The following is a 25,947-nucleotide window of genomic DNA, read 5'->3' as shown; positions in this document are numbered from 1 at the left end:
GTATGGGTGAAGTACACGCAGGGGATTCGGGGAGCCCTTTTAGAGATTTTGGTATTGAAGTCATGCCACAGCTTGCAAAAGCAGGGGCTACGCATTTAGCCATTGAAGCACCGGATGACAGGGGAGTAGACTCATTTAATAAAACGGGAGTACTCAATCCAAAGGCACTCCCTGAATTACTTCAAGATAACAATTACATTGGTCTTCTTCAATCAGTCAGAAACTCGGGGTTACAAATAATCACCGTGGATAATGGAGATCCTGATTCACCAGTATCTCGAAATCAACAAATGGTAGATAAGATAGCGAATATATTGAAACAAAATGCTAATGCGAAAATAGTTTTTTGGGTAGGTTCCACTCATCTTAAAATCCTTGGTAAACCAGACGAGTTTTCAGCGGGCTATCTGCTCCATAAAATGTATCCTAATGAGATGGTTTCTATCTATGGTGATATGGATTGGCTTGATATTCCATCAGCACTTGTACACGCCAGCAAGGGAGCAAAAACTCCCATTGCTTTGTCCCCGGTTCAAGCAAAAAGCATAGGTGATTTGCCTGCAGGCGCTTCGGGTTACCATTTGAAGAACTTTGACTTAATTATTACGTTTCCCAAAAAGTAAGATGAGCAAGGTAGGAAGTGCCAGAACTTTTGAATTCCCGTAAGCAAGGTCGGGCCAAGTCCCGACCATTTGCTCCTAAAGGGAGTACTAAATTTGGGGTTTCAAATATGAAGAACTCCTATTTATAACTACCTATCGTGCCTAAATCAAAACGATATACTACTCCAATATTAGCCATGTGTGCCTGGAGGTTTTTGCCCCAATTACTATTATCGGTCGTTGCTAAATAGCGATATGCAGCATTAATTGCAAAATTTTCTCGAAAATTATAAGTCAACCCTGCAGTTCCTTGATAAGTAAAGGAATTTTGGTCTACATTAAAATGAGGGCGTTTGAAGCGGCTTGTACTGTTTAAAGTAGCGTGCATAAAGGCATAGCCGATACCTACTCCAAGAAAGGGAGAAATTTTAGCCAACTTTTCAGGAAAATCATAATAAAGATTGGCCATAAGGATATTTGCTTTAGTACCTCCATCGATATCCAGTGCTGGTCTGTGATTTACACTATACTGATTTGTATCCACATATAAGTAAGTATATTGAAATTCATAACGAATAGGATTACTTTGGTATCCAAGGCCGCCACCAGCATTATAGCCCCAACGATAATGCACATCGGAGAGGAAGAAGAAATCATAATAAAGCCTTTCTACATTAGAAGGTGAATAAGTGTAGCCGCCAAAGCCGGTGGCATACCAGCCATTAACTGTGGATGAGGCAGCGCTTCCTGCGGCTAATAACGCAGTAGTAAGTAATGCAAGTTTCATGACATTCCTTTGTTATTTTTTTGTAGATTATGTTATCGAGTTAAATAAAATTTGCAATCCTTTTATCTCTAAAACGTCAGTTCGAAGTTATTGGTTTATAAGTTGGTTTCGCTTCTCGGCTTCTTTGCGGACTCAAAATTCAAGATATTGATATTTTTTACCCTGGATTTTATTAACTTGACGGCGCCTATTTATGTTATGATTCTTGTTATTAGTGCGCCAATTTTTCTAATAAAAAAAATATGATTAGATTTTCAACCCAATTAGATAAAGAATTTTTCTCGTCTCCGCCAGATCCAGCACATATTTTTTATGCAGGAAAAACAGCCGTTAATTGTGAAGCGGATTCTTTTTCTGTGAACTCTTTATCTACTTTTAACCAACTACTGGCGCGAGAAGAAGAAACCATTTTTCGCTTTTTAGTAGATACAGCAGGTAAGTTGTGGTTCGCTTTTGAAACTCGCCCTCATAATAAAGCACCGAAACATTTCCAAATGACTGGTGATCCTTTAGAGACTGCATGCTGCTTGACGGCAGGAAATATAAAATTTAAAGATAAAGCAGGGGCTGTTTTAAAAAATATCAGCCACCGCAGTGGCGACTTTCACCCTTCATTCCTTTCACTACGCTGGCTAATGGCAATACTTCTTCTCAATGAAGAATTGCTTCCTTTTAAGTTGCCTAAGCTCATTGTTATAAAAGAGATAAAGAATAAAAAAATTTATAAACATATATGGCGTCTAAAAAGGATCAAAAAATGGTTGGACAGTTTTCGTCACAATGAAACGCTTATAAATCAATTACGCCAGGCAAACCTAAGCAGCAAAACAGTACATTATGAAGCAACAAGCTGCATTGCTGAACCTAACTTTACTTTGTTGGCGGGAAAAGAACACAAGGAGCCTTGTACAACATAACGCGCCCATAAATTAAATCAATATAAAAAAATGTATTTCATAAATACTCGCACTGTGTTAATGCCCCTGTTTTTTTCTGTTGCAAAGCGGGCATTCAGTATAATTGTCATATTTTAAAGTGGATTCTTTCTGACTCAACAATGGCGCATTCCAAGAAATACCTCTCCGCCTTTTAAATTTATAATAATGGGTTCAGTTAACCTTGAACAAAGTAGACTCTTTTGGTTCAAACAACCTTTATAATATTTTGAATGGACCCCTGATTAACACCCTAGCTTAAACTAATACATATTTGATTTTAAAGGAAAAATTATTTATATATTAATATCTTATTTTTTGAAGGAAATTAAAGTATGAATAAAAGGAATCCCTTTATCATTGGATGTATTTTGTTATTTGTATTTAATCTTTCAGGTTTTGCTCATGGTGTGATAGAAAGCCCTCCTTCTCGCGAGCAATTTTGTGGGGTAGAAAGTAAACCTGATGAAATTTATAAAGATAAAATGACGCATGAGAAATGCCGTCCCATTATGACGAAAGAAGATGGATCTTTAGATAATAGTGTATACAACTTTATGGCTGTACTTACACATACCATTGGCCGTTCCAATAAGCCTATGGACCAATTGCCTACTCATGTTTGTGGTTTTAATTCTGAAATGTGGGGCGGTGGAAAAACGCCTTGGGATAATGCAATTGATTGGCCTACTACTCTGATTGGTAGTGGGGAACAAAAATTTATATGGAACATTTCTTGGGGTAATCACTTTGGTGATACAGAGGAGTTTGTTTACTGGATAACCAAGTCCGATTTTCAATTTGATCCCAACAAGGAATTAACTTGGGACGATTTTGAATCCACTCCATTTTGTAAACTTAACTATAATGATCAATCTCCAAATGCTAATCCCAATGTGATACCAGATAAAGTGAACAATCGATTTACCACTTTATGTAATGTACCGGTGCGGCAAAATCGAGCGGTGATTTATGGCGAGTGGGGGAGAAATAAATCAACTTATGAACGCTTTCATTCATGTATGGATGTTGTGTTTTCAACGGATAATACACCCAGTATTAAGGCAGTGATCAATCCATTACCTACGCAAATATCAGGTTCTGCAGAACTGGAGTTGGACGGTAGTAATTCAGTGGGTACCAATTTAAGTTACAGCTGGTCTATTGATGCAGATAATTTAGCAGCTTATCAATTAACCGATAGCCAAAATGCCAAAGCACATTTAACTATTGCTAATATTAATGCGCAACAACCTGTCACTGTGAATTTAACAATTAAACAAGGCGATGCGGTTGACCACTCAAGTATCGAGTTCACTCACTTACCCGCTATCAGTTCAAGCTGGCAATTAGTTGGAAAGGCCACTGTTGCTACAACATTAAAGCCTGGAGATGGGGTTCAGTTACGATTAATTGATAATGCAGGAAAAGATTATTTCATACCTACTGCTCCAATTATATTGGATGAAAATACTGCGAAACCTGAAAATTGGGCTTACACATTAGCGCAAGCTACAAATGCAGGTAATAATTTCTCAGCTAAGATTGGAGTACTTGCTGCCGATAACAAAACAGTAGAACCTGTTCGATCTCCTTTGGAAAATCGAATCTACGTACCTGTAACAAGCAGCATTACGAACGGGTATATCCATGTAATATCGGGTAATAACCCTGGGCAAACGTGTACGGCAATCCGCATGGAGGGTTCAAGCACTTATTGGCTTGGCTATGATGTTTATACCGATAAAGCTCCCTTCGTGTTGAATTTTAGTGCTACAGGAATCGATCTCACTAAAATCATCATAGCACCGGGTGTTTTTAGCAATATCCAAGTGCTCGATAAAGATAATTTGCTGATTAACATAAAACCAGATTGGGTTTCCAAAACTGTTCCAGGGTACATAGGATTTCATGGTCCTAATTATGGAAGCTATGACCCCTTTAACAATCCTACTCCAGCAAACTGTCAAACTAATTTGTTCTCTAAATAGCTCAACCGCCCAAATGGCTGCTATTGCAGTCATTTGGGCGTTTTTTGCATGATTTAATTTGATGGTGTGTTTGTAAGGTTGGGTCATTTTGACCTGAGGGATCGTCAGTTTTTTGATGAGAAACCTCCACTAATTTTTTCGCCTACGTACCGCGCTTTATGTGCGGTATCCAGGATCTTGCTATAGAAATGCTCAGCGGCATCTTAAAATATCGTTCTGGATACCGCGCATAAAGCGCGGTACGTAGAGAAATTTATGCAGTACGTAGAGAAATTTAAAATGAAAACTGACGATCCCTCAAATCATTTTGACCGAACAATTTAACTGTAAATTTTGATTTTATGTTGGGTGTCTAAAGACCCACAATCCACCCTCGCTAGCGATAGTTTTTCTAGGCATCATGTTGAACTCGATTTGCTCCATCAATTGTTCAAACGCAGGGCCATAGATGATATCGTGAAAAATATCCAATAGTTAAATGGTTTATCGTAGCTTTTATCTAGGAACCTATTGGCTAGTTGGGGGAAGATGCTCTTCTATTCGTTTCATCATGTAGGGAAAAAACGGATTGGATGACAGGCGAAGGATTGAATCCAAACTCATGATGAGGACCTGTCGTTCACCACGCGAAGCGGTGGTTCCTAACTGAATGCCATATTTTTTCGAATCTGGAAAAAGGCCATATAGGCTATCGTTTACAGGAAAGGGAATGGCAACATGGGACAGAGAGTAAACATCACGTGGATAAGTTAAACCCAGAGGGGAAACAATTTCATTTAAAGTTCCAGCTTCAGTAATACGTTCGACAACATCAATACTGTCAACATTCGCATTGGTGATGATTACGGTGCGAAATTTTCGCGGAGGTTCATTTAAAAGCTGGGTCACCGCCGTATCTGCGGAAGGGCGTAATAAAAGACCTAATTTAGCGGCTCTATTCAAATCAAATAATACTAATTCACTACCATTTGCAGGAAGATGGGCATAAAAAGCAGTAATTATTGCACGCGTACTCACTGTAAAATCCATTACAGACTGGAACGTCAATACAGGTGGAAGTTCAATTAGTCGATCTTCATTGGCAAGGCGTACTATTTGTTGTTGTAATGCTGCAGTTAAACGATGAGATTGCCTTGCTCCATTAATAGGAAAAGAATTGTATTTAAATGGATTGAATTCAGGAAGTATGCTAAGCCAAGCTGCTTTTGCAAATGGTGGTAAGATAGCCGGCAGGGCAGCAAATCCGGCAAAGCGAGCGAAGCGGGTGATTCCTATCATTGGTGAAATTAAGATAATCTTATCGGGTCGTGTTAATTGTTTATTTTCAAGAGAATCAAGTGCATATTTTAATGCCAGTGCTCCGCCATTAGAAAAACCTACGAGATGAAGGGGTTGTGACGGTCCTACGCGTCTTCGTGCTTCACGTACAGCCAGCTTAGCTGCCGCTAGCCAATCTTCCCATTTGACATCCGTTAACGCGGCAGGGACTGTGCCATGAGCAGGTAATCTAATCGCTATGGCAACATAACCATGGGCGACATATCGTCTGGCAATATGGCGCAGGCTATAAGGAGAATCAGTCAGTCCATGTAAGAATACAACAGCTCCAACAGCAGGACCTTGGGGTTCAAGTATATACGAGCGATTCCAATCAGTGGAAAACTTTTCGGGATAAACTGGGCTTCCAGAGAAATATCGATTAATCGGAATACGCTCTTTACTATTTAATTTTTCAGTTACTTCGGTTAGTACAGCGTCAAAAAGGGCATTTTCTACTCCTATGTATTGTGCCCAATTAAGTTTATCAAGTTCTTTGGCATGTTTTTCTTTTGGGACATAAGTATGCCATAGCTCCAAGGCTGGGCCACGTTGCGAATCAAATATCCTTAACCCGAGCAAAACTACAAGACATAAGCAGAGAAGTTTAGTTAGTGATTTCAGTAATTTAAATAATCTAGCTCTCATTCTGGCTCTTTAGTGATATAGAAAATTAATTTACTCCTAGGGGATGCGCTAATGCATGCATAGTGCCCAAACCATGCTGGAAAGTTATTGCACCCATAGTAGAGGCTAACATTCGGGGGAGAGAAGATTTGGGCCATCTTGTACTTCTTGCGGTAAATTATCTTTTATTAAACTTATTCCTTCAATCCGATATCTTCTGCCATTGGATAACCATTAGCACAACAAGCTTCTAGATTATGAGACAAAGCATCCATCTTGTTAGCTTACCATCACTAAAATGAGAAAGATATTCTGCTTCTCACGAGTTATATTCCGATCCTCAAGATTGTCTCTTATGGGGTATAATGAGTTATAAAAGCTTTAAAAGGGGTTCAGTCGTAAAAAAGCCATATTTCGTATCCTCGTAAAAACTCACTTCACCTGTTGCGATATCATGATTTCCCCCAATAATTCCGCACTCGCCCGTTTCAATAAGTTCTTTCAAAATGGGGCTGCGATCCATAACTGCACGTACGGTTCTATGTATATTAATAGTAGTAACCTTTTCCACAAATTCCTCGTTACTTGATGTACGGTTTTCGACTATAGTTTTCTCAGCCCTGACAGCAGGTTGTATTTTACTTAGCAAGGCAGTCAAATTACCCATTTCTACATGATCACATGCGCCTCTTATTGCGCCACATTTTGTATGCCCCAAAACCACTATGATCTTCGCCCCTGCTACTTTGCAAGCAAACTCCATACTTCCTAATATATCTTCATTAATAATGGTTCCCGCAATGCGCACACTAAATACATCGCCTAAACCCTGGTCAAATATCAACTCGACCGAGGTACGGGAGTCGATACAGCTTAAGATGATTGCAAATGGATGTTGTCCATCAGAGGTTTCATTCGCTTGCTGCAACAAGTTTCGATTAACTTTTAAATTATTTACAAAGCGTTTATTTCCTTCTTGCAATAAGTGCAATGCAATTGCAGGTGTAATAGCTTCTTGCATTTCTTTAGTTAATGTTTTCATTTTTTATACTCCTACATAGGCCTGGGTATTAAACAGGCTCAATAAAATCGATGGTTTCAACAGTAATATTTTTCTGTTTTGCGTTTATTCTATAATCACGGATGTATTCAACTACATCGTAGGCAATAGACTTTGAGTTTGAACAATCAATAATAACTTTTGAGTAAGGTGGAAGGGTATCGAGAGCTTGAATTATGCTGGCTTTATTAAAGAAAGAGACCTCTTCTGCCAATACGAGATGATGAACCGCATGTTCATTTTCCTTGGTTATTGTATCTTTCATATAATAGGCATTCCGATAACTGTGGCGTAAGGTATAAAAAATACCAAACGCAAGACCAATACAAATTCCTTTAAGCAAATCAGTTGCCAAAATGCCCACAATGGTAGCAACAAAAGGAACAAATTGCTCGGATCCTAATCGATATAAATGTTGAAACAACGCTGGTTTGGCTAGCTTATAGCCTACCATAATTAATATAGCCGCAAGGCTCGCAAGGGGAATCAAATTTAGAAATTTAGCTATAGTAGCAGCACTAATTAGTAAGAAAATACCATGCAGTATTGTAGAAAGCTTGGTTTTCCCACCAAATGCAATGTTTGCAGAGCTACGAACAATGACCTGGGTAATAGGTAATCCACCACACAGTCCGGACACTATATTACCAAGTCCCTGTGCTTTTAGTTCTCTATTGGTTGGCGTCACCCTTTTAAAGGGATCTAACTTGTCGGTGGCTTCCACACAAAGCAGTGTTTCTAGACTTGCGACAATGGCTAAAACAATAGCAGTTTTCCAGACTTGGAAATGGCTTATTGCAGAAAAGTCTGGAAAAGTGAATTGTTTGAAAAATTCGATCCAATTATTCGCAACAGGAATCTTCACTAAATGGTCTGGAGCCAAACTAAAATTTAAGATATTCGATTGATACAGCAGGTTCATTGCAATTCCCATTAATACAACGACAATGGGGCCTTGTATTAATTGAAAAATCTTATGCTTTTTTGTTAAAACGGTTTCCCAAAAAATCAGCACTACTAATGATAAGGTGGAAATTAAAATTGCACCCGGTGTAAATGCATTGAATGCACTACTAATGGATGTAAACGTGGTTTCACCACTCGTTTGAAAATAAGAAAGGTCGCCTACTGAATCATTATCATAACCTAAGGCGTGGGGAATCTGTTTTAAAATAATCAATATCCCTATACCTGCAAGCATCCCTTTGATGACTGAAGAGGGGAAAAAATAAGCAATAAATCCGGCTTTTGCATAGCCCATAATAATTTGTATAACACCAGCTATAATAACCGCTAATAAGAATGCATTCCAAGAGCCTAATATGTTGATGGCAGAAAATACAATAACAGCTAGCCCCGCAGCAGGTCCGCTAACGCCCAGGTGTGAGCCGCTGGCTGTACCGACTACTATGCCGCCTACTATCCCTGCTATAATGCCTGCGAACAAGGGGGCACCGGAAGCTAAAGCAATACCAAGGCATAATGGCAGTGCTACAAAGAATACTACAATACTTGCTATAAGGTCGCTTTTGAATTCTTTGAACATGTTATATTTCCCCTCTATAGAGCACATATTGCTTACTAATTGTTAAGACACTGAAGTCTATTAAGTCTGGAGAATGGGGGTTATGCATTTGATCCACCATTCTTAAAGGGATTATCTGGAGTATGGCTCCATATAGTCTTTACTTCATTAACTGCCGAGCGGATGACTTCATCAGATTGCAAACCGCCTTCAAGATAAGCTAACCCTTGAAGTAGCCAATTCGCTAATTCTGGTTGAGCCAGTTGATAATAAACCTGATTCCCTTCTTTGCGTTGTTTGACTACCTTGTTGGCTCTTAAGATAGACAGATGCTGTGATACCACTGAGTGACTCGTTCCTAAAATTGCTTGAAGACCGTTAACGTTTTGTTCACCTGTATGCAGTTCCTCTATGATTCGAATACGGTGCTGGTGGGCTATCGCACTTAAAAATTCTGCCATTTTCTCGGAAATTAATTTTCTAGCGGGCATGGTAAATTCCAATATTAGTATATTCTAATATAATAATATATTTATTCTTATTTGCAACTTAAATTCTATAACTTCGCTTTTGCTAATACAGAAGGACTGTAGCCTATCCATACCAAATTTTACCTACATCCATGGGGTAATCTGTGCGACCTTGTGCACTTGGCTCAGCCAGCTCATTCAAATACTCATTAAATTGCACGGCATCAAACAGGTTCTGCCATTTAAATAAGGAGCTATTTGCTCACAACTATCAACTAATAAGATTTGGCTGATCTATCCTGGCTGTTATGTGATACACGTGCTAATGAAAAAATAATCGAATGTACTGAAGGATATTTACAATTTTGTTATATAAATTGACGATTATGAAATAATTAATTACCTTGAGTATTGGTGTCTGTTCTTAGATGGTCATAACAACATTTTCACTTAAGGAGAAAACATGTTAATTAAATTGATACTTGGGATACGTAAGTTTCAGGATGAATCATTTAAACAAATGGAGAGCATTTTCAAAAAATTGAGTACGGCGCAGACCCCAGACATTCTATTTATAACTTGTTCTGATTCGCGTTTATTACCAAGTCTTTTAACACAAACAAAACCAGGGGATCTATTCATCATTCGTAATGTAGGAAATATTATTCCACCCTATAACGTTCCCTCAAGTGAAGCAGCAGGGCTTATGTTTGCTCTAAACGAACTTCCTAGCATAAAAGACATTATTATCTGTGGCCATTCACATTGCGGGGCAATGAAGGGTTTATTAACGCCTAACCTCAAGGAACGTCTGCCTGAAGTTGCTTCATGGCTAACCCATTCTCATTCTGTCTTAAAACAGATGAATGATTCCAAGGAACTGGATACTCATGATTTTAATTTAAAGTTACTTCAAGCCACTAAGTTAAATATTTTGGAACAGATAGAACATTTAAAATCATATCCATTAATTGCCGAAAAATTAGCTCGGAAAGAACTTGCGATCCATGGCTGGTTCTATGAGTTTGAAACGGGTGAAGTATTTGTTTATGAGCCTCACCATCAAGAATTCTATCCATTAGAAAAAGCATTAGCTTTTGCCGTTTCTATGCGTCGGGATAAAATTATTGAACAGGTAGCGATGAACTATCTTGAGCCTTTAACTAATCCCCAGACAGTTAAAGAATATAAAGAATTAATGGAGTTATTTTTGCATCTTGAAAAAGACGTGTTACCCATCTGGCAGGCAATAAAAAAAGAAGTTACTTTAAAATTATGGGAAGAATTGGGAGATCTTTATTGCAGTATGGATGATGTTCAATTTAAGCATATGCTGGAAGAGGGCTGCCAATTAAAACTAATTAATTTAAAAAAGTTCCAAAAAAATATAGAGGAATCGGCAGGGTATCAGTATTATATGAGACAAATAATGCGCTATTCATTGTTTACCGCACCGACTCCTAAATCAATTAACACAAGTGAAGGATTTGCTATACCTCGGATGGGAATAAACTTATTTCACGACAATTAAAGGATGCATGTGAGCCGCTAGCCGATTATGGGCATCGAAATAGGTTAAATTGGCACCCACAGAAATTTGACGAGTCAGGCCTTCAAGTCTCCTTGGGGATAGATGATATTATCGATATGCTTTTTAAAAAAATATAAATTTCATGTGCTGAGTTCCTAGCTCCCCCCGGATTATTATTATTTCGATGAAACCATTTGAGGTAGCGAATTACAGTTCTCTTTTGTTAACTTACGCACTTCTCTCGTTACTGTCTGCTCTTTAGAAAAAAAGCTTACGCTCCTTAGAACATGTTCTGGTGTATTCATCTCTCTTTTTTTAAATATGGGCAGAACATCCGCAGCTAAACTGTTTTGAGACGCTGTGTAGAGTTTAGCAATTAAATTTTCTTGGGAAGTTCTAATAAGCTGCAGCAAAGAAGGCCTATGCATTCCTTCGATCGCTTCTTCAATAAGATTTTTTAATTCACTACTCCTATTCGCATATTTTTCCTTTAGGTTTAGAATTTCATTGGGTGATTTTTCCTGTAATTCTGCGGTCATTGGGTATTCTATAAACGTTTCATTGCTCTGTAACATGAGCATTGCTATTGTAGGTAATAATTCTGTTTCCAATACATTATTTGGAGAAAATTGTTGGGTAATTGGATCGATAAAGCGATTAAACCGTTTAAATCCCTTTTTCGCCAGTAGATCACATAATTTTATAAGTTCTAAATGAGTAATCGCGATATTTATAGCTTTAAAAAAGGTTTTTTCAGTGTATTTATGGGCTTCAATTGCCAATTCTTTATTTCCCTCATTAATTGGATCACTTTGCATTTTCTCATAAAAAATAGAGTTCTCGTTGTGACGCTCAGAGGTATGTGCCAAGGTTATTGTCATGCCTAAGTAAGAAGAGGCAAGCGTGTCGATTTTATGAGGAATTTCTATGGGGTAATGGACTAAATCACCTTGTTGATATAAATCTTCAGTAATTTCTATTATACCTGTTTGTCCTTCTAAAATAGCTCTTCTATATGATGTGTCTTCAGAAACACCGTCTTTAATGGTGGGAACTAAAGTATAACGATTAAAAAGGGGTGCTACATCAGTTTTAGCATATTGATGATTTTTAAATCCCCCAATTAAAATTCTAGAGGCCAATTGCCAACTATGTTCATGTATATGGTTTTCATCGTCCCTAATTTTTCTCTTTAAATTACTTACTACATATCCGGGTTCATCGGATTGTTTCACCATGTTATAAGTATGTAATCTTAAAGCCCATTCATGGGGCTCATCGCCTATCATAAGAACTAACTTATCAAATAGATTGCTTCTTCGAGATAGGGAAATAGACATTTGGGTTAGCTTAGGCGTGTCTCTAATTTCTTTTAATAAATTAATAATGTCATCAAGGGTGAGATTTTTAATATTTTTCGCTAAAGATTTGGAGGTAGGGTTGTTTAAATAATGGGATTTATATTTCTTTGTTATTCGAGCGTGTATTTCCTTATAACTTTTAGGCACAAATGTCCTCCTTCTTCATCAATGAAAAGATATATCTTGAATACTTATAAAGTATCATGATCATTAATTGATGACTATATACAAATATTTTTCATTAGGCAATAAATCTAAGGTGGATTTTAGAGAACTCTACTGTTGTTCGCCTTTATTGATATGTTACGCGATCATTGATTAAATGCTGTAAATGCGACCAAAACATCAGGACACATGCTATAAAAAGCATATTTGGCATCCAATTTGCGATTACTGGATTCAAATAAGATAAATAGCCTTGTTCGATATTGCTGGTGCCCACTAAACGAAAACCAATGCCCGCGAAATAACTTGCTGCAAATGCAAGCACTGTTAGTAACAATAATAATAATGCGTGTTTATAATGATGAAACTTTATTGTCTTATGAAATAATGAACCAGATTTAGCTAAATGTTTGGGCAAATCTTTAATGCTCACACTATAGAAAAATACTGTAGGTAAGGTCGCGATAAAACCTACAATGAGAGCCGTCATGTTTTGATATTTGGGATCAGCATTCAAATTGCTATGTAACAGCATTTGTAATCCTTTAACACATTCGGGAATAAAATTAATTATAATCGAAATTGCACTAACAAAAGCCAACATATATCCCGCAACGAGTGATATTCTTCTAACCATATGATCTTTTGACGAAGATTTAGCATCAAACGAGGATTGAGTATTCTTCTGTTCGAGAATAGTTCGAAAAAAACGACGTGCTCCTGCATATCGAGTAGCAAAGTACACGATTAAATTGAGATAAAAACCAATGAGCTCACCAGGTACTCCTAAAAAAGCCATCGTCTCTTTGCCAAGCTCTGCAAAAATCAGACTGGTTATGAAGCACCATATGAAAAGTCCATTTTCAAGTAATGAAACTCTGTTTCCATCCAATTTTTTTGAAAATTTGTTTTTTAAATAAATAAGGTTACTTTTAATGAGTTCTAAAACTGTTTGTGTAGAACCCAAAAGATATTTCTTATTAAGACCCGTCAAGACAATAGCAGTGGCCAGCAAACAGATGAATCCATAGAGGAGTTGACCAATGGATTGATTCATTAGTAAGTGACCAATTGCATTTAAAGAATCAAGTGATTTAAGGTTTCCATGCTCACTTTCAAGTGCTGCAAATCCAGATAATATGCTAGTAGGTAATGCAACTAATGCACTGATAGGATAAATTATTTGATTCAGAATCACTTTCCTTTTTTGCTGTTTCTGTTCCGTTTTTTTCTGATCGGTCTCTTGGGCTGTAGTTGTAGACAAGAAACTACCAAGAGTTTGTCCCACTCTCTCTGACGACATGTTATTACCTATCATTGATTGTTATACAGTTTGGATTTTTGTGAACAAAATAAAACAAACGGAGTATTCGGGTTACGGTGAATTCCTCTTTTATTGTGCACAGTTTAAATAAGATGATAAATTTTTTCACTAAACTCCTTCGAAGTCAAGAATCCAAGATAGACCATTTGACTACCTATTCATTAGTGAAGAGTTACACGTTATGCTATTTGGATAGACTTGACTAGACACATACATCTAGTCAAGTCTATATCATTACCCAAGTGACTGAGATTTTGTATCATAGGGAGCGTGTTGTGCCTCTTTCTTTGTTGGTTTTGAGGAAGCAAACAATCCAGACACTTCTGAAAAACTATGGGAGCGGTGAAGCTTAGATGCTTTAGGAGGATTGGCCGCTTCAGTTTCTTTCGGCTTGCTGGGAGTATCACAACAGTCTTTACCAAAGAATACCGTTTGTGTCACAAGACCAATTGATCTTTCTTCTTCGCGAGTCAATTCTTGTACCGTATTAGACGGTTTTACATCGTGTGCCGCTAACTTCGCTGCAGTGTATAAAACTCCTGCCCATACTTGGCAAATTTCAAATCCTGGAGTGCCTCCAATTGCAAAATTGACTGACTTTCCACCATTTAAAACATAGATTGTACGACCATCAAACAACTTATAAGGTGACAAGTGTAAGTTTTCTTCACAATTGCAACGATCTTCTTTTGAATTTGTGCTTTGAGCTGCTAGTTCTTGAAAAAAGTCATCGCTGAACTCATCATCTGGCGAAGTACATGATGCAATAAACAACACAGGTTGCGTGTCCACCTCAGAAGAACGGTCAATTTTTCGAAGGTCAGCAATATCTTTGCTGCACAATACTTTTGATCCCGTTGCACTAAATAAAATCTGTGCTTTTTGTAAAGCAAGTGCTTTAGCTTTTTTATCGGTCCCCATTACGACCTGATGTCCGTCAATCATGGCTAATTGCGCGCGCAGTGGGTCAATTTCAATCACTGTGACTTCTGGAATTCCTCTTTTTCTACAACTATTTGCAATACTCCGGCCGATTTTTCCATAACCGATAACACAAGCATGTTGTAAAGAATTTAAAGCCGAATGCACACCATAAAGGATTGTATTGCTCGCATCGCAAATAGCAACACCCGTTTGAGCATCTTCCAACTCTTTAATGTTACTACGAGCAACAGAAAGATTAGGCATCGCCGTTTCCTTTAAAGCATTATTCAGTTTGTAGTGACCATTTTCAGTGACCTCTGCAATACCAATTAATCTTTTGCTCACTTCCGGATCAGACATCATCTCTTTAATAGCATAAGAAAAATAACCACCATGGTCCAATATAACCAATTTTTCATTAGCTTCTGTGTTTTTTAAAACGAGATCAATCGCTACACCAGGTTTTTTAAGGTCCTCTTTTGTAACATCTAATATTTTGCAGTGTTTTTTGGCAAATTCCTCAGCTTCTTTAACATGAGTAGAACTTTTCAAAATTACACCCGCTATTTTGCCAAGTTTAGCTATAGAATCCACATGCGATTCAAAAGTTTGCAGACAATGATCCACTACTAAGAAAGTAACATTACCATCAATTTTTAGATTTCTTTTGCATAACTCAATGATTTTATTGTAGTATTTTGAGGATTTAACATCAATTTCAGACCAAGATTTAATATGTTTCTGTTGCATTTACCACTCCGATTCGCGTTTTAAATTTACTTATTATCTAACTTAATAACAAATATCTTATAAATGAAACTGTTTGGGTTATTATTGAGCTCCGGAATGATACGCAACGACGCCCTCAAAAGCAAGAAAAACTTGCATATTTTTTGTATTTTATGGTCATTTAGTTGAATGTTTTAAATCAAGCGATATATTCTAATATGTTGAATTTAATAATAAAAATTTAAATAGAAGCATCCTGGGAAAGATATCTAGTTTTTCTAAAAAAATAAGAGGTTATGCACCTGTATTGAGAGAAGTGTCACGCGGTATTTATTGTAATAAGAAAGTGATTTCAAAAGAGAGGCATATTTAGTTTTTAAAAGTATATTGTATAATTGGGGGCGTTATTTTAATCAACGCTTCCCTGAGATTAGTAAATATCAAAGGGCCGCAGAAAACCTACATCAATAGATTTTTACAGCACTTCTGGATCATTAGAAGTTTCTGCTAGCGAAATAAAAATGCTTCTCAAATATTGGGAGAAGCATTTCTATAGATGCCTATGGGTCTTCGCCACGAGCTTTCTAGGGGGATTATAAACTCGCGTAATACGCAGTTGCAATTACACCAACTGTTGCTATTACTGGCACCACTCGTTTCCCGAAGAACCCGCACCAACTGTTGCTCGTTGGAACAACAGGATTACTTTCAACAGGCTTTTCTTTTTGTAAAGAATCCGCTGTGCTTTTTTTGCTAAGATAAGGACAAGTGACTGAGTAATCTAATTTGGAATGCTTGGGCGCATCAGAAGCTCGGACAGGTGGAGTAATTGATTCATTAACAAGCTTATTTACCTTAGGAGCGACAACAACCAGATCTGAATCATCCAATTTGACCTTAACAGATCCAATGCGATAACTTTGGAGCCATCCATCTGCAGTAGGAGAATGTCCCTTATGCACAATTCGATACATCTCCGACATATCTCTATCGACAAGTGCTTTGGAAAGAAAGATGCCGCCTCCTGCTTTATGGATATCCAGAAATCCAGTGATGTCATAAACATTCCCATCAACGGTTACCCAGCAACTTTCTTTTGTATTGTGTTTATTAATTTCTTCCAGAGTGAATTCTCTCTTCGAAACAGAAGCTTCAGCACTTCTGCCATTGTCAGTTTCAGAGAAGCTAAACGCTTCATATACTAATTGAGCGTTCCCAATCATTTTTGAAAATCTCTCTTCGCCTAATGCCTTCTTAAAAGTTCCCAAGAGTCCTTGAGTAAAGGGTATGCTTCCGCAGACATAAGCGCGAAATTCTTGTTGTTTAAAACTATCAATAACAGTACCAATGGCTTTAAGTTTGTCTTGAGGAGAGTCGCCACTATCAATTTTATTTTTTGTCAACCACTCAGTCCGTTTGTTTTTTCCAGTATAAATAACACAACACTGGAAATTGGGTAGGTGTTGAGTGTTTTGCTTTAATTGTGTTTCCAGCCAATCTTCTTTTTCTGAGCGCGTTAAATAAACCAGGCATACTTGATTAGTAAATCCACTTTTATCCAACTCAGACAAGAAGTGAGTAAAAGGCGCAATTCCATTACCACCAGCAAATAACAAAATTGGTTTATTTTTGTCCTTGGGCAAGGTAAAACTTAATGGAGGCAAAATGTGACAACTCACCTCTTGACCCAAATTTTCTTCATTAGTTAAAAAATAAGACCCTGATCCGATTTCTCCACTTTCATAAACTTGTCTTTTCACCAATAAGTTAACAGTGCCTTGTTCTGCATCCACAGAGTTAACAGAATAGACTCTGTCTGGTGCTGGTAAAAAATTTCTCTCTAAACTTATTTGAGCGCCTTTTTTGAGTGAACGAACAAGATGATGTAAGTCTACGTACAAAAGTAATTCTTTTAATGTAAAGTTACTTTTTCCTGCGGTTTCTGGCCATTTGCTAAGCGCGTCTCTCCATATTTGATTACTGTGAATATCAACTGCTGCATTAAGATCTATGCTTAGATTCAAGGTGTTTAATAAGATTCCGAATTCAGTTAAATGTTTTATAGAATTTTTAATAGGAATGTAAATGCAAGCTCCAGGCTGAACACGCGCAATAATACCTCTGGCATCGCCCTGTTTACCATCACAAAGTTTAAGCTCAACACTAAAACTTCCGCTTTCTTTGCTTCCTTCGGAGGATATTTTTTCTTGACGGGCAATTTGAAAACGAATAACGTTTTCAAATTCTGCATTTTTTCTTTCATTCCTTGCCTCTTCTATTTCCTCGCCGAGCTTCGCATCTAATTTCCTACCGCTTTGGTTAACATTAGATTCAGAAGTTACAACGATGCCACTCATAGCAACTTCTTTATGTATTCCCAAAAAACCATGTTGTCCAGCATATGCTTCTGTTATTTGTTGGAACTTTATTTTTAAGGATGTATCCGAACATTGTTGAATAAACTCTTTAAAGTTCGCATCTCTTATAAAGTGTATAAAACGTCTATGATTTTCTGGCAATAAGGTTTCTGATGCCTGCATTGCTTTACCTAAACGAGACTCATGTATATTCCTACCTATAAATGCATCCAGTACATTAAAAAGACTAACATCTGAGCCTAATTGAGCAACTTCTTCCGGATAACATGGTCTAACAGCTTTCATAACCGTGTCGCCCCATGTCTTAAGATCGATATAACTTTTGCCAGAACCGTGATGAAAATTGTAAAACTCTAAAAATGTCTTAGCAAAACCTTGGACGGAATTTAAAATAATGTCTAATTGTTTGGATAACAAAGACATGTCATTCATTTCCATAGCTTTGACTGCATTGTCTATCGCAGAAATCGCAGGGGCAATATGCGCTTCAAATACTACCACCCCAAGATTAGTTACTATTTCTTCTCTATTGTCAAAAAGCGGCACTAACTGTTCGAGTTTTTCTAAATCTTTTAAATTTTCCAGACTATGTTGTTCTTCAGGATTTTTATAGCGCCAATTGCAATAGGTGGTATCGCTACTTGTAAGAATTGGAAACTTTGGTGAATGATTCATTCTTTCAGCCAATTTTTGCCAAAGTATAAACAAATTAGAACATTCAATATTAAAATGTGGCGAAGTTTTTCCAAGGGCATTTAAAATATAACCATAGGCATGCCCAAGCTTCCCTACTATTAATTTTGCTCTTGCTAATTCACTATCAGTCAAGTTGCCAATCTCTGCAATCAATAATGAAGTATTTAATTCGTCATTTAACTGTTTGAATGCTTCAATATTTTTTTCTTTAACCCAGGTTTTTAAATTTTTTGCAGCATTGTCCAATATCGAAAATTTTGCAGGCAAAGCTGATGCAGGAACCACCGAGGGTAATAATCCAAACTCCGAAGTAACAAAACCTATAGTAAAATCACTCTTGGCGCTTAATTGTTTTAATATACCCTTCGCATCTTTGCTCAACGTTTCTTTACTAAACATATGAATTTTTCTCGGCATCGGTTAATTTGGCGAAGAAATATACTTTATTTTCGATATATATTCAAATATTGTGAGTATTGACCATATTTTTGATTATTTAAGTAAAGAGTAATATTTGGATGCATGTTAATTGATCGTGATCCAAAAAAAGTGCAGTCATACATCAGAGGTGAACATTTTTTGAATCACGATGCATTAAATATGGCTTTGGGGTGAGCGGAGTGTGGTACTTAGCCATGAACAGTTAATTGAGTCTTAAAACGTTCTAACTCTTATTTTTATAATAATGAGTAAAAGTGAATGTGCTGTTTAAAGTGTCTAGATTGCGTCTACATGGAAATTTTGAAATCTCGGGTAAGTCGTTGGCTCTCATGGGTGGCCAGAGGCAGAATCGAACTGCGGACACGAGGATTTTCAGTCCTCTGGTTTAAAAATAATCCATTGATTTTATTATAATTTATATCAAAGGAAACCATTGCAAATATCCTACGATGTATCACAGTGTCGTACTCAAATACGCAAATTTCCCACAGTCAATTTTTGATGATTTTGTTGGGCTCTGTATTTTGCATTACATCGATTTCTCTGCAATTAGGATGTATTTCATTGCAACTTGGATTAAGTCTACTAAGGTAGAGGAGGGTCTTTTGTCTTCTTGGGACATAACATGGAAATTTGGACATTACCTAATATAATTATATAAGGATACGCTACTTAATGCGCATAAAATGAAACATAGAAAGAAGCCTTATAAAAGTAAGAGTGGAGGCTTATTCACAAAACAACAGGAATCTAATGAGATAGCAAAGTCTACTTCTGAAATATCTATTGTTAAGAGAAAAGAGGGAAAAAAACATTCTCAGAGTTCTTATGTATACAAAGAAGCCCTCAATTCTAACTTTGGTGAAATAGAAGCTTTTAATGGCTTATGTTATCGCATGCTACTTGGAGAACATGCTGCAAAAGTGAGGGGAGTTCATGATGATTCAAATGCTACCATTGCTATTGTTTCAAAACTTATTCCTGACTATTTATCTTTTTACAGCTATTATAAACAGAATAACAAGAGGGGAGTAAGCACAGAAGATTTTATTAAACTCAAGTTTCCGCAAATTTTAGTTGCAGCTTACTGCGAGGAAGAAAATGATTTAAACGCAGAAAATTTTGGGTTTGGACGCAATAAGGAAGGTGAAGTAATTTCGGTTAAAATAGATCACGGTGAAAGTACATATCCGGTTGTATCCCAGCAAAGGGACGTTCCTGCTAAAAGTCCATTTATTATTACTGCTAATGATATAGTTAACTTCCCAAGATTAAAAGACGCAGGCCCTGCAATCTTTGTCCATGAATATCCAAAAAAATTATTAGATGTTGATGAACTAGTTCATAATGAACATTTTATTTCACAAAAATACTATAGTTTTCTGAAACGCATTCTTATTGATGACCTTAATTACATGGAAATAGCAAAAGCAACTGTTAGTTCGGAGGAATTAAGAAAACAACTTGTTGCAGATAAAATTGAAAGAACGTTCCTATTAACAACAACACTAATAGCTATCCCTGAATTTAGGCAATATATTAATCAAAATCCTTTAGTCATAGATCAAATTATTAAAGAATTTAGAGAATTTAATGATGAAATTAGAAAGCCAGAGGATAAACTTTTGAGAATCGATACACAAAAAGTATATTCTAAGTTTTTAGATATTGCCAAAGTTTGTAAAGAAATGGAGCAACCTAAATTCGACAGATCAGAGAAGTATCAGTCCGGACCAGATAATTTGACGGAGGAATTGAGCGAAGAAGCATTAATTGCTTTACAAAACCTTCCCAAAGATTTAGAAGAAATTGAGTTAGAAATTAAAAACTTAGAAAAAATTATAGCGAGTGAAGCCAAAAACGACTTGTCTATATCTCAAGAGACTGAAAAACCTATTTATAATGTTACAACCCCGACTGCATTAAGTATGGAAACTACAGAGACTTCCACTTTATCTCCAACTGCTACTCTTCCGGATAAATTAAAAGCTAGGAGTAATATTATTAGAATCCCTACTAATGAGAGAGAGGAAAACATTTTCGCTGTTAACGCGGTATTAAATAATGATGATTTAATGAAAGGACAAGATGGCAATATTCCTACTATTATTCAAGAAATACGCAATATAATGGAGGATATTGATTATTTAGATGATAAAAAAATTGCCTCGGCTATTATTCAAATCAAGGATAGGATAAACAAATCAGATGAAAGGAATCATAGTAATAATACTCTGGAAATTATTGATGTATTTAGTCAACCGAGCCATATAAATTTCAGGGTGATTCGAGACTCTTTATCTAAAAATGAATCTATGGAAAAAATAATGGCTCCTATTAAAGTGGGGATGCGTTTGGACTAGTTTATTTAGTTTAAAGGGGCTTGGTTTCTGCACCTCACTATATCAACTAAAAAAGACTTTCCAGTGCATGGAGCCGCAATCAAGCTTACCAGTTACTACGCTAACAATAAGAGTCGGAAAGATGAGGTCGCCAGAATGTGGCGGTTTAGTAAATCTAATGGAATAACAGAAGGGCTCCATCGCAAAATGAAACTCATTCAGCGAAGCTTATGGTTTTAGAAATTTTGAAAATTATAGAGTACGTGTTAGGGTGCTCTGCGGATGATTAAAGCTGCTCCCGTAATTGGGAAAGAGCGAAATTACTAGGGTGCTGTGCTGTTAAATGTGAGTGCCCCCATAATTGGGAAAGAGCCCAGAAAAGTGGGGTGATACTCACTTTTTAAGGGTTTAACAAATCAATTATAACTTATTGATTATATAAGAGTTCTCATGGTGGCCAGAGGCAGAATCGAACTGCCGACACGAGGATTTTCAGTCCTCTGCTCTACCGACTGAGCTATCTGGCCCCGAGGGTTGCTATTAGACTCCGAGATGCGTTTTGAGTCAAGTGTTGAATGCATTTTTTTTTTAAAAAAAATTGTTTTTCATTTCAATGTGAATTATTTCCTGAATACTTATTGTATGTGTTTTTTAAAATCATAGTGCTTTTTCTGAATAAGTTATTAATTTTTATCATAATTTAGTATGTAATAATCTCTTTTTGACTCCATTTAATTCAAAATGGAATATTATTTTTCTACTGTATTGTTTTTTTTCAGGAATTGAGAAGAGAGAGAAAGAATAGGAAATTTTTTATACGTTCTCCCTGGGTCTTTGATGTACAGAGCTTAGAAGTATGCTTATCAGGTTCTGGATACCGCGCATATAGGGCGGTATGTAGGCGGGCTAGGAAGTGCAGTTTGTAGGTGTGGCAGGAAGCCTGGTTTGTAAGTGCTTGAGTCATTCGGGCATAAAGCGATGTACGAAGTGGATTATGAAAATACCTGCATCAAACTCGCTAGGGAGTAGGCCAAAAAATTCAATATTTTAACAATAGAACCCTTAAATTTTATGACCTTCCTGCAGAGTTTTATAAGCTGGTTATTGCATGCTATTTTTAATCTTTGCAAAGTATGTTGATTTACTTCGGAGTATAGCCTGTTGGCTTTTCTGAGCCTTCACCAAAAAAATATTTTTGCATCTCTTCTTTTAAAAACTCGCGAGCTTTCGCTTCCATTAAGTTCAGGCGGTATTCATTGATGAGCATGGTTTGATGACTTAGCCACATGGTCCAGGCTTGTTTTGATACTTCATTATAAATCCGTTCTCCTAATGCGCCGGGGAAGGGTGGTTTTAATAAGCCTTCGGCATCCTGTTCTAATTTACAGCAATGTACTATTCTGGTCATGTTTTTGCCTCTTGTTTCCAACATCATAAACACAGTATAGTTTACGTGTTATTCGGCAATTGTGTAGTTAAAATGACTTTTATTTTTAATCTGAACGATGTTTTGCCTGAGCTAACAAAATATGTTGGGAAAGAATTTGCTCCTGTTCATTTGTTAATCCGTTAAACTGTACTGCCGTGCGGTAATTATGCTCATTTTGATATTGGCTGTAGACTACGGTCCCTTCTACAATTATGGGGATCATTTTGGGTTTAGTATAGATTACCAACTTTATCAGGGTTTTTTCTCTAATAAGGTCGGGCGTTTTAAATGCCATTCCACCCAGACTAAGATTAACCTTACGTAACTGAATTGTGTTCGTCATCAGCATTTGTCGTGATAAATAATCTATTTTTGCATTTAAAAGGTTAAGGTAATGGGCTATTGTGGGTTCTTTAAGAGCAATAACTTGGGTGAGTTCTGCCAATTCATAATCAATTTCTTGAAAATAATGTGCTGCCTCAAGATATCGTTGTCCATTTTTGCCTAAAAGTTGATCCACAACTGCGCGATCAGGACACAGCTCCCCAGGTTCCATAATTCGGTAGTTAAAATAGATATGATCTTCCACCCGAAAATGTTGACGTCTCTCATGTATAGGCATAATAGCTCCATTAACTGCATTTAGTGAACAAGTCCTTAGACTTATTATTTACATGATATTCCAATTTGCTCCTCATGTATCATGTCCAATATCGATGAATTTGGGGATGATTTTATTACCCACTCATCTTCTTCTTTCTCTTGTATTGTTTTAGTGATAACTATTGGTTCGGTCTTATTCAATCCTTTTTGCCGCACATTTGCAGCTAAAAATTGACTCCAAGACGTGGAAAGCGTTCCTAATTGATGTATTACCGTTTTTGCAATACTGGATAATTCCTGGCTTTTTTCTCGTGCTTGCAGGTAATTTGTTGCAGCACTGGCTTTGAGTATACACTCCTCCAAAAAGCTGATGAATTGCTTATCGGTGATTTTATCGTGTTTTATTGCTTCCGATACTACAGCGTTAAATTCAGATACTCTATCTAGCTTTAAAGCAGCGGTAAACGCATCATTTAACCTCATTGGGAATTTCAAAGGAGAAATCATTTGTTGTAATTGTTGTTGTGCGTCAAAAAAGAATTTTTTAATAACGTGCATGCCAAAGCCTCTATCATGGGCTGTGATAATAAGTGCTCTAAGTCGTTCCTCAGTTTCAACGATGCATTTCAATTTTTCATCAGTAGAGGCCTTATCGCACTTCATTTTTTTACAATAACTTGTAATCGTATTCATAATATAGGTTCTATTTCCCATAGTGTAAGCATCCTTGATTACTCCCAAATCAGCGGGATCCAAGTAGTTCGTAGTGGGGTCCAGAACTAATTGATATTCAGGATGAAGTGTGTCTTCCCTTAATGCTGCAAAGTGTACTCTACTTAAGGTTATAATTTTGGGTGAGGTATTGGTGATTGAATCAGCTCCACTGCGTCGTTTAATAAAATCCAGTATGGCTGAAGAAACTTTGTCACTAAACGTCAGCTGTATCAAGCCATTTCCAAGTTCTTCTACTTTTCTAACTTTATTTTGCTGTCTGTGAGTCCAAGGATATTTAAAGGCGCGGCCATCATCACTAAATAATATTGGATTATGCAGGAGTTTTTCAAAAATTAAGGCTTGTTTGATTCCGAAAGAGTCTATATCACCTGCCGTTTGGGGAAGTATATTATCAATTGCTTCAAGACGCTCTAATACTCGTGCCTGCAGGGTTTCTGCATCTTTTTCAAGAACCAGAAGATCACTTAACTCAGAAGTTAATTGACTTTGTTTTTCTATACTTAGTGGTTTTTTAAATTGTCGTTTAATTCGGGATGTTTGTTGGTGATGTTGCCATGCAATATGATTGATATATTGAATAATTTTATCGCCAATAGAGCGCAATTGCATGATGCTTTCAAATTTAGAATTCATGGATGAATCTTCAATAAGCGTGCGATTGCGTCCTAAGCCATGACGAGAGTGCTTTCTAAGAAAATCACCAGGTATAAGACACAATCTTGAATCAAGAATAAATCGATCAGTATCCATGAGTGATTGGTCAAAGATAAAAAGTGATTTTGCATTTCTTAATGCCTTGTTTTGGCAATTGCCGCCAATTGCATCGGTATCACTACAGAGATAAAGTAAACCAAGTATCTTGCCAAAATCTTCGATAAAGTAATCCGCTTGTATCCCTTCCCCAAGAGTTTTAATCGTTGAATAATGGGTATAGGTTTTTCCTGTAAGCCACGCATAAAATGTTTTCCCCAAAGAGAATTCACTCAGTAAACGTATTTCTTCAAAAGGTATGAATAATCCTGGATGCCCATTATGAGAAATTGTAGTTGAAGCAGCCGTATCTAATCCCATTAATCGGGAAAGATTGAGTGCCATGGCTTCATGTTGAACTTCTTTAATATTGCCATGTTTGGGCAATTTAATAATGGCTTGCGTGCTGAGTTTATAGCATTCTCTTTCAGTATGGTAATTCTCAATACTTAGACCTTCTGCACGCCCACATAAACAATGCAATTGTTTTTTTACACTCTCCAGGCTAATTAATGAGATTTTTTCTGTCACCCCACCTACGCTTTCTTGTAAGATGCAATAGACGAGGGTTGAACCATTGTCTTGTGGAATATTAATTCGTTTTAATTCATTGATTTTATTGAGATCCAATAAGATATTTAATCTCTTTTCTATGCTTTCCCTTTCTGTATCACTATTAAATGATCGTGCCATTTCTTCTTGTAGGCGTTGAATCTGCGAGGTGACTTGAAGTGAATTGGAGGCATCAAAAGGTATGGCTTCTGGAAAGGTTTGTGTCAGAGCATACAATTTTGTCCTGCTGTTAACGATTAAATCATCTAACTGAGCATCTATATCTTGGGGTATATGAGTCGAGCGTTCATAATAATCATCTTTGGGTAATCGAATAATTTCATGTGCATTCAAAGTATATCGTATACCTTCTTCTACTTTTTTAAGATCAACACTCTTTAGCAGAGGAGGAGAGCCTCCTTTTTCAAAAGTAGAAGCGTATTTAATGATCCCACAAAATTCTCGCCACTGGTCTGGATCCGTTTCCAGAGTCTTCAGGTCGAATAAACCCTTTTTATGGAGATCAAGGTGATCTAATAACTTATCAAGATCAGAATAAATCGCCAGATTTTCATCCTTTAGTTCCACTACAACAGGATTTTCACTTTGTTCTTTTAAAAAACGTTTAATAATCCTGTTTTTTTGCTCCAACTCCATTGGTTATGTCCTTATA

The 25,947-nt window shown here is 36.8% G+C and carries 17 protein-coding genes, 1 tRNA gene and 2 pseudogenes; 6 read left to right on the top strand and 14 right to left on the bottom strand.

What is annotated here, in order from left to right; translation table 11 throughout:
- Positions 1–2: 2 nt before the first annotated feature.
- Positions 3–623: a hypothetical protein gene (locus tag FOLKNPGA_RS11250; RefSeq protein ID WP_182349996.1), complete on the top strand. Its 621-nt coding sequence runs from the start codon at positions 3–5 to the stop codon at positions 621–623.
- 118 nt (positions 624–741) lie between these two features.
- Here the strand turns inward: FOLKNPGA_RS11250 and FOLKNPGA_RS11245 are convergent, their stop codons facing one another.
- Entirely contained in the window at positions 742–1,389 is a 648-nt protein-coding gene (locus FOLKNPGA_RS11245; protein ID WP_182349995.1) for an outer membrane protein, read from the bottom strand.
- 242 nt (positions 1,390–1,631) lie between these two features.
- Here FOLKNPGA_RS11245 and FOLKNPGA_RS11240 point away from each other — a divergent pair, with 242 nt between their 5' ends.
- Both FOLKNPGA_RS11240 and FOLKNPGA_RS11235 read left to right on the top strand, forming a co-directional pair.
- Positions 1,632–2,306 carry a hypothetical protein gene (locus FOLKNPGA_RS11240; RefSeq protein WP_232891135.1) on the top strand — a complete coding sequence of 225 codons (675 nt, stop codon included), beginning with the start codon at positions 1,632–1,634 and terminating at the stop codon, positions 2,304–2,306.
- Between the two features lie 353 nt (positions 2,307–2,659).
- A complete protein-coding gene (locus tag FOLKNPGA_RS11235) occupies positions 2,660–4,315 on the top strand; it encodes a lytic polysaccharide monooxygenase (protein WP_182349994.1) in 1,656 nt (551 codons plus the stop codon).
- A 507-nt stretch (positions 4,316–4,822) separates the two neighbouring features.
- Here FOLKNPGA_RS11235 and FOLKNPGA_RS11230 read toward each other — a convergent pair.
- From FOLKNPGA_RS11230 to FOLKNPGA_RS11215, 5 genes and pseudogenes are all read right to left on the bottom strand, one after another.
- On the bottom strand, positions 4,823–6,280 hold the full coding sequence (locus FOLKNPGA_RS11230; protein WP_182349993.1) for a carboxylesterase: 1,458 nt from the start codon (positions 6,278–6,280) through the stop codon (positions 4,823–4,825).
- 34 nt (positions 6,281–6,314) lie between these two features.
- Positions 6,315–6,543 (bottom strand): annotated as a pseudogene (locus FOLKNPGA_RS18985) (iron-containing alcohol dehydrogenase); the annotation flags it as partial.
- 86 nt (positions 6,544–6,629) lie between these two features.
- Positions 6,630–7,301 carry a carbonic anhydrase family protein gene (locus FOLKNPGA_RS11225; protein ID WP_182349992.1) on the bottom strand — a complete coding sequence of 224 codons (672 nt, stop codon included), beginning with the start codon at positions 7,299–7,301 and terminating at the stop codon, positions 6,630–6,632.
- 28 nt (positions 7,302–7,329) lie between these two features.
- Positions 7,330–8,865 (bottom strand): SulP family inorganic anion transporter, encoded by a 1,536-nt coding sequence (locus FOLKNPGA_RS11220; protein ID WP_220471038.1) that lies wholly within the window; start codon positions 8,863–8,865, stop codon positions 7,330–7,332.
- 80 nt (positions 8,866–8,945) lie between these two features.
- On the bottom strand, positions 8,946–9,335 hold the full coding sequence (locus FOLKNPGA_RS11215) for a helix-turn-helix transcriptional regulator (protein WP_182349990.1): 390 nt from the start codon (positions 9,333–9,335) through the stop codon (positions 8,946–8,948).
- A 442-nt stretch (positions 9,336–9,777) separates the two neighbouring features.
- On the opposite strand from FOLKNPGA_RS11215, the gene FOLKNPGA_RS11210 reads away from it, so the two are divergent.
- Entirely contained in the window at positions 9,778–10,845 is a 1,068-nt protein-coding gene (locus FOLKNPGA_RS11210) for a carbonic anhydrase (protein WP_182349989.1), read from the top strand.
- A 176-nt stretch (positions 10,846–11,021) separates the two neighbouring features.
- Here FOLKNPGA_RS11210 and FOLKNPGA_RS11205 read toward each other — a convergent pair whose 3' ends face one another.
- From FOLKNPGA_RS11205 to FOLKNPGA_RS11190, 4 genes are all read right to left on the bottom strand, one after another.
- Entirely contained in the window at positions 11,022–12,353 is a 1,332-nt protein-coding gene (locus tag FOLKNPGA_RS11205; RefSeq protein ID WP_182349988.1) for a hypothetical protein, read from the bottom strand.
- A 145-nt stretch (positions 12,354–12,498) separates the two neighbouring features.
- Complete coding sequence (locus FOLKNPGA_RS11200; protein ID WP_182349987.1) at positions 12,499–13,674, bottom strand: hypothetical protein; 1,176 nt, start codon at positions 13,672–13,674, stop codon at positions 12,499–12,501.
- 255 nt (positions 13,675–13,929) lie between these two features.
- On the bottom strand, positions 13,930–15,369 hold the full coding sequence (locus FOLKNPGA_RS11195; protein WP_182349986.1) for an NAD-binding protein: 1,440 nt from the start codon (positions 15,367–15,369) through the stop codon (positions 13,930–13,932).
- Between the two features lie 572 nt (positions 15,370–15,941).
- Entirely contained in the window at positions 15,942–18,821 is a 2,880-nt protein-coding gene (locus FOLKNPGA_RS11190) for a cytochrome b5 domain-containing protein (RefSeq protein WP_182349985.1), read from the bottom strand.
- A 728-nt stretch (positions 18,822–19,549) separates the two neighbouring features.
- Between FOLKNPGA_RS11190 and FOLKNPGA_RS11185 the strand changes: the two genes are divergently transcribed.
- Together FOLKNPGA_RS11185 and FOLKNPGA_RS11180 are read left to right on the top strand one after the other, a co-directional pair.
- Entirely contained in the window at positions 19,550–21,226 is a 1,677-nt protein-coding gene (locus tag FOLKNPGA_RS11185) for a hypothetical protein (RefSeq protein WP_182349984.1), read from the top strand.
- Positions 21,227–21,343: 117 nt separating this feature from the next.
- A pseudogene (locus tag FOLKNPGA_RS11180) lies at positions 21,344–21,491 on the top strand (transposase); the annotation flags it as partial.
- A 165-nt stretch (positions 21,492–21,656) separates the two neighbouring features.
- On the opposite strand, the gene FOLKNPGA_RS11175 reads toward FOLKNPGA_RS11180, so the two are convergent.
- The 4 genes from FOLKNPGA_RS11175 to FOLKNPGA_RS11160 form a co-directional block, all read right to left on the bottom strand.
- Positions 21,657–21,732, bottom strand: a tRNA-Phe gene (locus FOLKNPGA_RS11175).
- A gap of 614 nt (positions 21,733–22,346) precedes the next feature.
- Complete coding sequence (locus FOLKNPGA_RS11170) at positions 22,347–22,613, bottom strand: oxidative damage protection protein (RefSeq protein WP_182349983.1); 267 nt, start codon at positions 22,611–22,613, stop codon at positions 22,347–22,349.
- Positions 22,614–22,698: 85 nt separating this feature from the next.
- Positions 22,699–23,256: a PilZ domain-containing protein gene (locus FOLKNPGA_RS11165; protein ID WP_182349982.1), complete on the bottom strand. Its 558-nt coding sequence runs from the start codon at positions 23,254–23,256 to the stop codon at positions 22,699–22,701.
- Between the two features lie 44 nt (positions 23,257–23,300).
- Positions 23,301–25,931 (bottom strand): hypothetical protein, encoded by a 2,631-nt coding sequence (locus FOLKNPGA_RS11160; protein ID WP_182349981.1) that lies wholly within the window; start codon positions 25,929–25,931, stop codon positions 23,301–23,303.
- Between the last annotated feature and the right edge of the window lie 16 nt (positions 25,932–25,947).

The sequence above is a fragment of the Legionella sp. PC1000 genome, from assembly GCF_014109805.1.
GTDB lineage: Bacteria > Pseudomonadota > Gammaproteobacteria > Legionellales > Legionellaceae > Legionella > Legionella resiliens.
This window is presented reverse-complemented; position numbering and strand designations above follow the sequence as displayed.